10 protein-coding genes and 1 riboswitch are annotated in these 12512 nt (G+C 59.3%); of the genes, 9 read left to right on the forward strand and 1 reads right to left on the reverse strand.

Going from position 1 to position 12512, the window contains the following annotated elements:
* Positions 1–161 precede the first annotated feature (161 nt).
* From SULPSESMR1_RS04170 to SULPSESMR1_RS04185, 4 genes are all read left to right on the forward strand, one after another.
* A complete protein-coding gene (locus SULPSESMR1_RS04170) occupies positions 162–1865 on the forward strand; it encodes an NAD(P)H-dependent oxidoreductase subunit E (protein ID WP_089419689.1) in 1704 nt (567 codons plus the stop codon).
* Positions 1866–2045: 180 nt separating this feature from the next.
* A complete protein-coding gene (gene ftsY / locus SULPSESMR1_RS04175; protein WP_089419690.1) occupies positions 2046–3452 on the forward strand; it encodes a signal recognition particle-docking protein FtsY in 1407 nt (468 codons plus the stop codon).
* A 207-nt stretch (positions 3453–3659) separates the two neighbouring features.
* Positions 3660–4562 (forward strand): DMT family transporter, encoded by a 903-nt coding sequence (locus SULPSESMR1_RS04180; protein ID WP_089419691.1) that lies wholly within the window; start codon positions 3660–3662, stop codon positions 4560–4562.
* A complete protein-coding gene (locus SULPSESMR1_RS04185; protein ID WP_089419692.1) occupies positions 4559–5200 on the forward strand; it encodes an inner membrane-spanning protein YciB in 642 nt (213 codons plus the stop codon). The genes SULPSESMR1_RS04180 and SULPSESMR1_RS04185 overlap by 4 nt, the downstream gene beginning before the upstream one ends.
* A gap of 70 nt (positions 5201–5270) precedes the next feature.
* Here the strand turns inward: SULPSESMR1_RS04185 and SULPSESMR1_RS04190 are convergent, their stop codons facing one another.
* Positions 5271–6155 (reverse strand): alpha/beta hydrolase, encoded by an 885-nt coding sequence (locus SULPSESMR1_RS04190; RefSeq protein ID WP_089419693.1) that lies wholly within the window; start codon positions 6153–6155, stop codon positions 5271–5273.
* Between the two features lie 110 nt (positions 6156–6265).
* Positions 6266–6343, forward strand: a riboswitch (SAM riboswitch).
* 68 nt (positions 6344–6411) lie between these two features.
* Here SULPSESMR1_RS04190 and metZ point away from each other — a divergent pair.
* The 5 genes from metZ to SULPSESMR1_RS04215 all read left to right on the forward strand — a co-directional run bounded on the left by metZ (position 6412) and on the right by SULPSESMR1_RS04215 (position 12437).
* On the forward strand, positions 6412–7590 hold the full coding sequence (gene metZ / locus SULPSESMR1_RS04195) for an O-succinylhomoserine sulfhydrylase (protein WP_089422134.1): 1179 nt from the start codon (positions 6412–6414) through the stop codon (positions 7588–7590).
* A gap of 200 nt (positions 7591–7790) precedes the next feature.
* The gene (gene folE2 / locus SULPSESMR1_RS04200; RefSeq protein ID WP_089419694.1) at positions 7791–8897 is read left to right on the forward strand and encodes a GTP cyclohydrolase FolE2; all 1107 of its coding nucleotides are present in this window, start codon (positions 7791–7793) and stop codon (positions 8895–8897) included.
* A 197-nt stretch (positions 8898–9094) separates the two neighbouring features.
* The gene (locus SULPSESMR1_RS04205; protein WP_089419695.1) at positions 9095–9340 is read left to right on the forward strand and encodes a hypothetical protein; all 246 of its coding nucleotides are present in this window, start codon (positions 9095–9097) and stop codon (positions 9338–9340) included.
* A gap of 71 nt (positions 9341–9411) precedes the next feature.
* On the forward strand, positions 9412–10860 hold the full coding sequence (locus SULPSESMR1_RS04210) for a TrkH family potassium uptake protein (RefSeq protein WP_089422135.1): 1449 nt from the start codon (positions 9412–9414) through the stop codon (positions 10858–10860).
* Positions 10860–12437, forward strand: coding sequence for a thiamine pyrophosphate-binding protein (locus tag SULPSESMR1_RS04215; RefSeq protein ID WP_089419696.1), 1578 nt, complete (start codon positions 10860–10862; stop codon positions 12435–12437). Before SULPSESMR1_RS04210 ends, SULPSESMR1_RS04215 begins: the two co-directional genes overlap by 1 nt.
* The last annotated feature ends 75 nt before the right edge of the window (positions 12438–12512 follow it).

Genomic DNA, 12512 nt, shown 5'->3' on the forward strand with positions numbered 1-12512 from the left:
ACGGCACGGTTTCCGATGCGCCCCGGTTCATCACGATCTGCGCAAGTCGGTGGCCCGAAATCTGCTCTTAAGGGTCGCTTTTGGGCTGAAGTGCGGTGCGGCGATGGGCTAGGGTGCGTGAAATTCGTCCCTTCGGGGGCACGCTGGGGCAGGGATGGACCATGGCACTTGATCACGACAAACAGGGCGACAACAGGCAGGGTGTGTGGAAATCCGGCAAAGGTAAGGGCCGCGTACGCCCCAAAGGCCGTGCTTTGGAAGATCAGGCTTGGGACGAGATTCGTGCGCTGCTGGGAGATGCGCCGCGTCGGCGCGATCTGTTGATCGAGTATCTGCATCTGATTCAGGATGAATACAGCCACCTGTCTGCCGCGCACCTGCGGGCGTTGGCCGAGGAAATGCGCCTGTCGATGGCCGAAGTTTACGAAGTCGCGACCTTTTACGCCCACTTCGACGTGGTGAAAGAAGGCGAAACTCCACCGCCCGCTCTGACTATCCGTGTTTGCGATAGCCTGTCATGCGAGATGGCCGGTGCGCAGGCGTTGAAAACAGCCCTTGAAGACGGGCTTGACCCGACCCGCGTGCGTGTGATGCGCGCACCCTGTATGGGCCGCTGTGACACAGCGCCGGTGCTGGAACTGGGCCACAATCACATCGACCACGCCACAGCGGAAAAGGTGCAGGCCGCCATCGCCACGAATGATACACATACAGTTATTCCCAGCTACGAAAATCTTGAAAAATACAATAAATCAGGTGGTTATGAGGTTTTATTAAGGTTTCGCGAGAGCGGCAGTTGGGAGGCGGTGCAGCAACAAATACTCGACAGCGGGCTGCGCGGTCTGGGCGGGGCTGGTTTCCCTTCGGGGAAAAAGTGGGGCTTTGTTCGGGGCAACGCGGGCCCGCGGTATCTGGCTGTTAATGGAGACGAGGGCGAACCCGGAACTTTTAAGGATCGCTATTACTTGGAGCGAACACCGCATTTGTTTCTTGAAGGGATGCTGATCGCCGCATGGGCCATCGAAGCGCAGCGTTGCTTTATCTACATGCGGGATGAATACCCTGCGGTGATCGAGATTTTGCGGCGCGAAATCAAGGCGCTGGAAGACAAAGGACTTGTGGAAAAGGGTTATATCGATCTACGACGCGGGGCCGGAGCCTATATTTGCGGCGAAGAAAGCGCGATGATCGAAAGCATCGAAGGCAAGCGTGGCATCCCGCGTCATCGCCCGCCGTTCGTTGCTGCCGTCGGTATTTTCGGTCAACCCACGCTGGTCCATAACGTCGAAACACTGCACTGGGTTGCCCGTATTTGCCGCGAAGGGCCGGAAATTCTGTCCAGCATCCAGAAAAACGACCGTTCCGGCCTGCGCAGCTACTCGGTTTCGGGCCGTGTTTCGCAGCCCGGTGTCTACTTGCTGCCCGCAGGCTCAACCATATTGGATATCATCGAGGCCGCAGGCGGAATGGCCGAAGGCCACCATTTCAAAGCCTACCAACCGGGCGGCCCATCGTCGGGATTGCTGCCTGCATCTATGGATGACATCCCGTTGGATTTTGACACATTACAACCACATGGCACCTTTATCGGCTCTGCGGCGGTGGTTGTCTTGTCTGATCACGACAAAGCGCGCGATGCGGCGCTGAACATGCTGCGGTTCTTCGAGGATGAAAGCTGTGGCCAGTGTACGCCCTGCCGCGTGGGGTGTGAAAAGGCGGTAAAGCTGATGCAGGCCGAACGTTGGAACCAACCGCTGCTGGATGAACTGTGCACTGCGATGGCAGATGCGTCGATCTGCGGGCTGGGGCAGGCGGCGCCAAATCCGATCCGTTTGACCATGAAGCATTTCGCGGACGAAATCTGACCTTGGCCCGAGCGCCTGAACGGTTAAGCACCACGGCAGGGATTTTCACCGCTGTTCCGATGCTTGCTCGTGTTTTTGCCCGACATTGCGGATCGTTTTTGCGCCGGTCCGTTTCATACTGGCCCTTTTCATACCCCGCGCTGCATACTAGCTAAGGTTTAAACCAACCAACGGGGCATCATGGCGTTTTTCAAGAAACTCAAGGACCGTATGTTCAAATCGTCGTCAAGGATTGACGAGGGATTGGAAGCAATTGTCGAGGACGGGGGCGAAATCAGCACTTCGGAGCCGGAAGCGCCGCAGCCCGAAGATCCAACGCCTGCGCCCGAACCATCGCCCACGCCCGAACCCGATCCGGTGCCCGCGCCCCACCCCGAAGAGGTGCCCGAGCCCGATCTGCCGTCGGACCCGATCCCGACACCCGATCCTGAGCCAACGCCGGAACCCACGCCGATCCCTGGGCCCGAGCCGGATCTGCCACCTGACCCCACACCGGAAATCCCGCAAACGCCCGAACCGCAGCCCGAGCCTGATCCCGTTCCTGCCCCCGAACCCGATCTGCCACCCGCGCCAGCGCCCGGACCGCGCCCTGCGACGATGGCCGTCGACACCTTGATGGAAACACCCGCCGCCGCGACCGCAGAAATGCCGCGCGCCGCTGATCCGGGCCAACAAGAGGCCACCAACCAACCCGCCGCGGGCGGGCTTTTGGGCCGTTTGTTCAAACGTACACCCGCAGCACAGCCCGTGGTGCGCCGCGTGTTGGACGATGACATGCTGGAACAACTCGAAGAGTTGCTGATCTCGACCGACATGGGCGTCGATACCGCCCTGCGTGTCACCGCCAACATGGCCGAGGGGCGCATGGGTCGGAAACTGTCGGTGGGCGAAATCAAGAATCTGATGGCGACCGAGATTGCCCGCATCATGGAACCCGTGGCACGGCCTTTGCCGATCTACCCCAAGACGCCGCAGGTGGTGCTGGTGGTGGGGGTCAACGGCTCGGGCAAGACGACGACCATCGGCAAGCTGGCCAGCCAGTTTCGCGCGGCGGGCAAGAATGTGGTGATCGCGGCCGGTGATACATTCCGTGCCGCTGCGGTCGAGCAGCTTCAGGTCTGGGGCGAACGTGCGGGCGTGCCGGTGATGACCGCCCCTGAAGGGTCGGACCCCGCCAGCCTTGCTTTTGATGCGATGACCAAGGCGCAGGAAGACGGCGCCGATTTGCTGATGATCGACACCGCAGGCCGCTTGCAAAACCGTGCAGATCTGATGGAAGAACTGGCCAAGATCGTCCGGGTCATTCGCAAAAAAGACCCCAGTGCGCCGCACAACACGCTGTTGGTTCTCGACGCAACGACGGGCCAGAACGCGTTGAATCAGGTGAAGATTTTCCAACAAGTCGCTGATGTCTCTGGACTGGTCATGACGAAACTGGACGGCACCGCCAAAGGGGGGGTACTGGTGGCGCTGGCGGACAAGTTTGGCCTGCCTATCCATGCCATCGGCGTGGGGGAACAAATCGACGATCTGGACGCATTCGACCCAGACGACTTTGCGCGCGCGCTGACCGGCGCGGATGTCTGACAACCATCCAAGATGTTACAATTAAGCACCACGAAACGCCTTGCGGCCTGCGCGATTGCGCGTCACTGCATAGCCCATGAAACCTGATCGACAGTCCGGCCCGCACCCTGTGCCTAATTTGGGTCACAAAAATCTTTGCCGGTCGGTCGCAGGCCGGCGGGCCGCCAACCCGTTGCGCGCGTGCGATTGTCCGGACGGACGCCGCGTATGACCAACTGGCTGGCATCGATCGAGGGTACCGCAGCGGGTCACCAACTTGCGCTGGTCCTTGCGCTCAGCGCGGCATTTCTGCACGCGGTCTTTGGTGCGATGCAAAAAGGGCGGCATGACCCGTGGCTGACGCGCGGGGCGATTGATGCAAGCTATGGCGTGATGGCGGCCCCCTTTGCGTTGTTTGTCGTGCCTTGGCCCGAGCCGCACATGTGGCTGATTTTTCTGGGCGCTTGGGCAATTCACACGGTCTATAAACTGTTGCAGGCGTGGGCCTATACCAAGGGTGCCTATACGGTTGTCTATCCCGTGGTGCGCGGCACCGGTCCGCTGTTTGCGGTGATCGGCGCCTATTTGATCTTCAACGAGGTGTTCACTTGGGTGCAGTGGATGGGGGTGGGGGTGCTGCTGTGCGGTATCTTCGGGCTGGCCATCTATAATCTGCGCAACCTGACGGCAGCACGCGAGACGTTGAATATGGCGCTGGGGCTGGCGGTGCTGACAGGGTTGTTTGTGGCGCTTTATACCACATATGATGCTTATGGCATCCGCGCGACAGAAAACCCGTTTACCTTTTTGGCATGGTTTTTCCTGATTGATGCGCTTGTGATGCCACCGATTGCCTATATCCGCTGGCGGGCGATGCCGGACCGGCCGACGGTGGCTCCGCTGATGCGGCGCGGTGTGCTGGGCGGGCTTGTGGCCTTCCTCAGTTTTGGTTCTATCATGATGGCGACACGGCTGGACAAGGTCGGCGAAGCTGCCGTGTTGCGTGAAACTTCGACGGTGTTTGCAGCCTTTATCGGCTGGCTGGTGCTGAAAGAAACCGTAGGCCCCCGTCGCATCGCGCTGATGGCGCTGATTGCTGTGGGTGCCGTGATTGTGGAGATGGGCGGATGACCAATCAAACCCCCGAGAGTGACAAACGCGAGATTAACCCCTTTTTGAAATCGGCGCTGGATTTCGGCCCGATCCTTGTCTTTTTTGTTGCTTACCTGCTGCTCAAGGACCACATCTTTACCATCGGCGGGACTGAGTATGACGGATTTATCATCGTCACGGCGGCGTTCATTCCACTGCTGATCGCGTCGACCGGTGCGCTGTGGTTTCTGACAGGCAAGGTCAGCCGGATGCAGGTGGCGACACTGGTGCTGGTGGTGATTTTTGGCGGGCTGTCGGTCTGGCTGAATGACGATCGTTTCTTCAAAATGAAGCCGACGATGATCTACCTGCTGTTTGGCGGCATGTTGGGCTTTGGCCTGCTGCGCGGCGCGTCCTACCTGAAGTATGTGATGGAAGGGATGATGCCCCTGCAAGACACAGGCTGGATGATCCTGACGCGTCGGCTGATGCTGTTTTTCTTCGGGCTGGCAATCCTGAATGAGGTAATTTGGCGCACGCAAAGCACGGAAATTTGGGTGTATTTCAAGACCTTTGGTCTGTCGATTGCGGTTTTCGGCTTTTTCATGAGCCAGAGCAAACTGTTCCAGACCTACGGAATTGAGGACGCAAAAGGCAGCGACACGTCGGACGGCTGAAGCTGGTCGCGCGTTGCGGGTTATTTGCCTTCGGCGGGGATATTTGTTGCCAAAAGAAGCGGTTGCAGGATCAGGTGGCCGCTTTTTGCCAGCTTGGCAGGGGCAATCTCCACCGTGCGGGGGCTGCCGGTGCGGGCGCTTGCAACGATGCCAGTGGGACGCGTGCCGGATCGCGCAGCAGGCGGTTGTAAAACCCAAGCGCGCCAGGACGGGTATAGCCTGACCAGTGGCAGATGCGCGCGGTGGGCGGTGCGATTTGCGCGCCGAAGCGTTGCAGCCAGTCCAGCGTGCGCGGGCAGTCCAGCCGCAGCGTGGTTGCATTGACCGCGTGCAGGCGCGCGCCGATCACGCGGTCCTTGCGGCATGGCGGTGAAACCAGACGCTCATACATCAGATCAAAAAGCGCGTTCTCGCGGCTGGTCACGTTGATCCATTCCAGCGTGGCCCCCGCAGGTGATTGCAACGCAGCATCCGCGGTGCTGTGATAGCTCGCGGGTGCCAACGTCAGCAGTCGTGTGATGGCGCCGCGTGGCAAAACATGCAAGGCCGCCAGCGCCACCTCGGCGCCCATCGAGTGGGTCATCAGGTGGATGGGCCGGTGCGGGGCCGCGCGGTGCAGGATACGCAAGATCCGACCCAACTGCCCGCCCGCAGCGCGTGCGCGCCGTGCTGCGCGCCAGACAGGGCCACGTGCGTTCCAGCCAAATCCCAGCGCCAGCCCTTCGTCGGGGTCGCCCATGCCGAACCCCATTTGCCGCAACCATGCGCCGTCGCGGCGCAACAATGTGCGGTGCGGGCAATGGGCGGGCGCGGCGGGGTCGTATTTGTATCCGGGGATCATCACGATAATTGGCCCGGTGCCTTGGGCCGCCCGCAACAGGGCGGGGCGCAGAGGCGCGTGGGTCAGGTGCAGGCGGGGGCCGTCGGGGGCGGCGTTCACTCTGAGGACGGGCAAGTGCGTCTCCTTGCAACGTTTCTGCGCTGTTCGCCGCAGCACTAGCCAATTTATGTAAACTCTACATGACTCCGCCGCACGGTGTTGACGCAGGCGGCGCAAGAGCCTATCGGTGTCGCCGTGGCGATTTGTTACCGGATTGCGGGCCACGTTAAATAATCCCGCTAAAAGGTCAGGATGAAGCCTCCCTTCGCTTGACCGCGTTTCGGGGGCTTTTTTGTGGCCAGCCCTTTCTTGGCCCGTAAGGATGAATGATATGACCGATTGGAAACCACGCACCCGCGCTGTTCATTCCGGCACACGCCGCAGCCAGTACGGCGAGGTCAGTGAAGCGATTTTTCTGACGCAGGGTTTTGTCTATGACACAGCTGAAGCCGCGGCGCAGCGGTTCGAGCAGCTGGGCGACGACGAGTTTATTTATGCTCGCTATGGCAACCCCACGGTGGCGATGTTCGAGGACCGGATTGCGTCGCTGGAAGGGGCCGAGGCGGCTTTTGCCACGGCTTCTGGCATGGCGGCTGTCAGCGGTGCGTTGATGTCGATGCTCAAAGCGGGTGACCGCGTGGTGTCTGCGCGCGCGCTGTTCGGTTCGTGTCTTTATGTGCTGGAAGAGATTCTTGGCCGCTACGGCGTCGAAATTGTTCTGGTGGACGGCACCGATCTGGACGCTTGGGCACGCGCGATCACGCCCGAAACCGATGTGGTGTTCTTTGAAAGCGTGTCGAATCCGACGCTGGAAGTGGTCGACATCGAAGCCGTGGCGAAACTGGCGCATGCGCAGAATGCCAAGGTTGTGATCGACAACGTCTTTGCCTCGCCGGTCTATAGCCGCGCGTTTGAACAGGGCGCGGATGTGGTGGTTTATTCCGCCACCAAACACATCGACGGGCAGGGACGCGCGATGGGGGGCGTGATCCTCGGGTCGGAAGATTACATTCGCAAAACGGTCGAGCCCTATCTCAAGCACACTGGCCCCGCGCTGTCGCCGTTCAGCGCGTGGATCATGCTGAAAGGTCTGGAAACGCTGGACCTGCGCGTGCGCGCCCAAACTGCCACAGCCGAGGCGCTGGCCAATGCGCTGACCAGTCATCCCAAACTGGTCCGCACTGTTTATCCCGGTCACCCGTCTCACGCCCAACATGAACTGTGCATACGCCAGATGGGCAAGGGCGGCACATTGATCGCGATTGATCTTGCCGGAGGGCAAGAGGCCGCGTTCCGTTTCCTCAACGCGCTTCAAATCGGTGTGATTTCGAACAATCTGGGCGATGCCAAGTCGATCCTGACCCATCCGGCCACCACTACACACCAGCGACTGCCGCAAGAGCAGAAAGACCTGTTGGGCATCACACCCGGTCTGGTGCGCGTGTCGGTCGGACTGGAAGACGCCGAGGATTTGATCGCCGATATGCTGCAAGCGCTCGATCAGGTCTAAGCCAAATAAAACAACGCCCGAAACTGCGGTTTCGGGCGCTTTTGCGCCACCGTTGCCCAAGAAAAATCCTGTCACCGGCGTGATTTATTGTGAAATTTTGAACCGATATTCGCTTTGGTGCGTACCTTTGGCAGATATTGGCAAAAGCCGGTCGCGTACCTATGTTGGGTGTGGACTGATATACAAAGGGGGGCCACTGCATGAATATTCATACGCCCGAGTTCCAACAAATACCCGAACGTGATGACGCCAAGGCCGCACTTGATGTGCTGCGTCGCTGGGCGAAATCCGCAACACCCACCGAAATTCTTGAACTGGACGCCTCTGTCGCGCGGCTGTTGCCCGGCGATTCCGGGTCCAACTATCCGGCTTTTTCGCGCAACTACCCCGAGGAGTTTGTTGTCGACGCAGCCTATAAGAACACGCTGCCCGACCTGCAAAACGGGCCTTCGAGCCTGATCCGTGGTGCGCATCAGCAAATCCAGCACGTCGGCATATCGAACTTTCGGCTGCCGATCCGCTATCGCAGCCGTGATACCGATGCGTCGCTGCTGTTGGAAACCTCTGTGACCGGCACTGTCAGCCTTGAGGCCGAGAAAAAGGGCATCAACATGAGCCGCATCATGCGCTCGTTCTATGCCCATGCCGACCAGACATTCAGCTTCGAGGTGATCGAGGCGGCGCTGGACGACTATAAAACCGATCTGGAAAGCTTTGATGCCCGTATCCAGATGCGATTTTCCTTTCCTATGAAGGTGAAAAGCCTGCGTTCGGGTCTGTCCGGCTATCAGTATTACGATATCGCACTGGAGTTGGTCGAACAGAACGGGGTGCGCAAAAAGATTGTTCACCTTGATTACGTCTATTCGTCCACGTGCCCCTGTTCGCTGGAACTGAGCGAACACGCCCGTGCCACCCGTGGCCAGTTGGCCACACCGCACTCGCAACGCTCTGTGGCGCGGATATCGGTGGTGCTGGATTGTGACGCGGGGCCGTTGTGGTTTGAAGACCTGATCGACGCCTGCCGTCGCGCGGTTCCGACCGAAACGCAGGTGATGGTCAAACGCGAAGACGAACAGGCCTTTGCCGAACTGAACGCTGCCAACCCGATTTTTGTTGAAGATGCAGCGCGTCTGTTCTGCGAACAGCTGCTGGCCGATCACCGAGTCGGTGACTTTCGTGTGGTGGCCAGCCATCAAGAAAGCCTGCACAGCCACGATGCCGTTTCCGTGCTGACCGAAGGCGATACTTTCGCCGCTGAAAGCATTGATCCGCGACTGTTCCAGTCGCTGTTTCACGTGGGCTAAAGAGCCGCCCCTTTTGCCGTATGCTGCGATGCAGCGGTGTTAAAAGGGGCGCTACGCTCAATAAATAAGCGAAAGCATATTCGAAATGCTGCAATGCAGCTATGCAATATCGTCAGTGGTAGGTCAGGTTGGCATACCTATATGATGTGTCATAGGAGAAACGTAATCACTCTCCCAAACCAAAGAGGCACATTATCATGGCTACTCAAACCGCCACTCACATTTCTGCAACTCCCGTCGCACAGTTCTTCGCGGGTTTCGGCGCGGCCCTGTCGCGTGGCTTTACCGCCCTGATCGAAGCTGGCCAAAAATCGCGCAGCATGGAAGCACGCATGCTGCTGATTGATCGTCTGAACGCAATGTCGGACGCGCAACTGGCCGAGCTGAAAATCGAACGCGAAAACATCCCCGCGTACGTGTTCCGCGATCTCTACTACGTTTGATTGCGAATTGATGCTGGGCTGCGCCTGAGACTGTCTTGACAGTCGGCGCAGCCCGCGCCAACGCTGGCGAAATGTTTGATTTGCGCCCCGTTGGATATGTCATCGGACTTCTGGTTACCGCGCTTGGGTTAACCATGATCGTTCCGTTGCTGGTTGATCTTGCCGAGGGCAAGGAACACTGGCCTGTTTTTGTTGAATCCGGACTGATCACCATTCTTGCCGGTGGCGTATTGGCGCTAAGCTGTGCCAACGGTGTCCGTGAAGGTCTGACGATCCAGCAAACGTTTCTTTTGACCACTGGTGTGTGGCTGTGTCTGCCGATCTTCGGGGCCTTGCCGTTCGTCTTTGGCGCAACCGAAGCGCGCTATGTCGACGCGTTCTTCGAGGCGATGTCAGGGCTGACCACCACAGGGTCTACTGTCTTTACCGGATTGGATGACCTGCCCAAGGGGCTGTTGTTGTGGCGTGGTATCCTGCAATGGCTGGGTGGCATCGGTATCATTGTGGTCGCGATGGTGTTCCTGCCTGAACTGCGGGTCGGGGGGATGCAAATCTTCCGCTCGGAAGCCTTCGAAACAATGGGTAAGATCCTGCCCCGTGCCACCCAGATCGCCAGCCAGATTTCGGGCCTGTATATTGCGATCACCCTGACATGTGCAGTGGTCTACCTGACCCTCGGAATGAATGTGTTCGATGCGACGGTCCATGCGCTGACCACAGTGTCCACCGGCGGATTTGCCAATTACGATTCTTCCTTTGGCGGTTTTGTCGGCGGCAAAGAATACGCGGCCTCGTTCTTTATGATCCTCGCCGCTTTGCCTTTTGTACGTTACGTCCAAATGATCAACGGCAACACCACCGCGATCTGGCGCGATACGCAGGTACATGCGTTTTTGGCGACCATCGCCGTGGTTGTCGCCGTCAGCGCCTTTACCCTGACCTATATCTTTCCGCACAGCGTCGAACAGGCGGTGCGCGAGGCGCTGTTCAACGTGGTCTCGATTATCTCGGGCACCGGATATTCCAGCGTTGATTACATGGCGTGGGGTCCGTTCCTGATTTCGATCTTTTTCTTTTTGGGTATGATCGGCGGATGCGCCGGTTCGACCACCTGTTCGGTTAAAATCTTTCGCTACCAGATATTGTTTTCGTCGGTCCGCGCCCAATTGCGCAAAACCCGCAGCCCGCATGGCATCTTTACCCCGCGGTACGATGGCCGTCCGGTGGACGCGGACGTGCTGGGGTCGGTCATGTCATTCTTTGTTTTTTTCGTGGTGTCGGTGGGGCTGCTGGCCGTGGCATTGGGCATGACCGGACTGGATTTTGTAACCTCGCTGTCGGGGGCGGCCACTGCTCTGGGCAATATCGGTCCTGGTTTGGGGGACACGATCGGCCCTGCGGGCAACTTTGCCCCTCTCAACGACACTGCCAAATGGTTGCTTGCCGGCGGAATGCTGGTAGGTCGGCTGGAACTGATGGTGGTATATGCCATTCTGACCGTACAATTCTGGAGAGCCTGATGAAACGTCCCCTTGGAGCCCAAATTTCCCACATGCTGAAGGCGCGGGGGGTCGATACGATTTTTGGCATACCGGGGGTCCACAATCAGGAAATGTACCGCGGTATAGAAGAGGCAGGGATCACGCATGTTCTGGCCCGTCACGAGCAGGGCGCTGGGTTTATGGCCGACGGCTATGCGCGCGCGTCGGGCAAGCCGGGGGTGGCTTATGTGATCACCGGACCGGGGCTGTGCAATATCATGACACCGATGGGGCAGGCCTATTCCGATTCAGTACCGGTGCTGGTGGTGTCCTCCTGTCTGGACGAGGTTGAAGGCGTCAAAGGTCAGTTGCACCAGATGAAAGACCAACGTGCGGCCGCTGCCACCGTCTGCGATTGGTCCGCCGAGGCGCGCACGGCCGATGCCGCCTATACGCTGATCGACCGCGCGCTGACCGAAATGACGGCGCAACGTCCGCGCCCCAAACACATTCAGGTGCCGATTGCGGCACTTCAGGCCGCCGCAGATCCCGCGCCAGCACCGCGCCCCTATACCGCCCCCTGCCTACCACAGATGGGCGATGCGCTTGACCGTATACTTGGCGCTGACCGGTTGCTGTTCGTTTTGGGCGGCGGGGCTCGCGTCGGGGCCGAAACCACACGCAAGGCGTTGAAAGCTTTGGGCGCTGCATCATTCACCACTTATGCCGGTCGCGGCATTGTCGGTAGAGATGATCCGTTGCACTTTGGTGCAGGGCTGGCGAACCCGTCCAGCGCCGAGGTGATCGGTTCCGCGGATGTGGTTGTTGTTGTCGGATCGGAACTGGCCGAGGTTGACCTGTGGCGCGCGCATCTGGGTCACCAAAGTCTGCTGGTGCGGGTTGATATCGACCCTGCCGCCTTTACCAACACCGATGCCGGGGCACTGAACATCCTGTGCGACGGTCCGCTGCTGATGCGTGCATTACTGGAACGGGCCGAGATGATGGACAAGGCCCGATCGGGCTGGTCGACGGACGAAGTCAAAAAATCCCGTAAAGCATGGCGCGCCGACAGTGACGCCGCACGCCCCGGCATTGCGCCCTTGTGCGATGCGCTGCGCGCTGTGGTGCCCGAAGATACGATGATCTATTCGGACATGACCCAATTTGCCTATGTGGCCAAGGACGTCTGGCCAATGGAAAAGCCCGGCCATTGGCACCACCCCTACGGTTTTGGCACTTTGGGCTATGCCACGCCTGCGGCCATTGGCGGTGCCATCGCGCGCCCCGGCCTGCCGACGCTGGCGATCATTGGCGATTACGGTTTTCACTATACGATGCAGGAACTGGGTGTTGCTGTGGAACTGGGCCTGCCGCTGCCGATCATTCTGTGGGACAACGGCAAACTTAAAGAGATCGAGGACAGCATGGCCCGCGCCCAGATTGCCCCCAACGCGGTGATCGCGCGCAACCCTGATTTCTGCAAGCTGGCAGAGGCATTCGGGGCCAATGCGGTCGCGCCGAAAACCATCCAGCAGATGCAGGATGCCGTTACCGCCGCGTTCAAGGCCAGTGGCCCCACGTTGATCTACCTTACACCTGACGTCACCGACTAATGTGGGTTCTGCGAACCCTTGCCAAACGGCTGACCGGCCAGATTGCGCGATAACAAAAGCGGGCGGGATCAATGG

This window comes from Pseudosulfitobacter pseudonitzschiae (assembly GCF_002222635.1).
GTDB lineage: Bacteria > Pseudomonadota > Alphaproteobacteria > Rhodobacterales > Rhodobacteraceae > Pseudosulfitobacter > Pseudosulfitobacter pseudonitzschiae_A.

Excerpts from the sequence above, each read along its gene's own strand:
- ftsY (WP_089419690.1), top strand. The coding sequence starts at position 2,046 with ATGGCGTTTTTCAAGAAACTCAAGGACCGTATGTTCAAATCGTCGTCA.
- SULPSESMR1_RS04185 (WP_089419692.1), top strand. The coding sequence starts at position 4,559 with ATGACCAATCAAACCCCCGAGAGTGACAAACGCGAGATTAACCCCTTT.
- metZ (WP_089422134.1), top strand. The coding sequence starts at position 6,412 with ATGACCGATTGGAAACCACGCACCCGCGCTGTTCATTCCGGCACACGC.
- SULPSESMR1_RS04215 (WP_089419696.1), top strand. The coding sequence starts at position 10,860 with ATGAAACGTCCCCTTGGAGCCCAAATTTCCCACATGCTGAAGGCGCGG.
- SULPSESMR1_RS04205 (WP_089419695.1), top strand. The coding sequence starts at position 9,095 with ATGGCTACTCAAACCGCCACTCACATTTCTGCAACTCCCGTCGCACAG.
- SULPSESMR1_RS04180 (WP_089419691.1), top strand. The coding sequence starts at position 3,660 with ATGACCAACTGGCTGGCATCGATCGAGGGTACCGCAGCGGGTCACCAA.
- folE2 (WP_089419694.1), top strand. The coding sequence starts at position 7,791 with ATGAATATTCATACGCCCGAGTTCCAACAAATACCCGAACGTGATGAC.
- SULPSESMR1_RS04210 (WP_089422135.1), top strand. The coding sequence starts at position 9,412 with ATGTTTGATTTGCGCCCCGTTGGATATGTCATCGGACTTCTGGTTACC.
- SULPSESMR1_RS04170 (WP_089419689.1), top strand. The coding sequence starts at position 162 with ATGGCACTTGATCACGACAAACAGGGCGACAACAGGCAGGGTGTGTGG.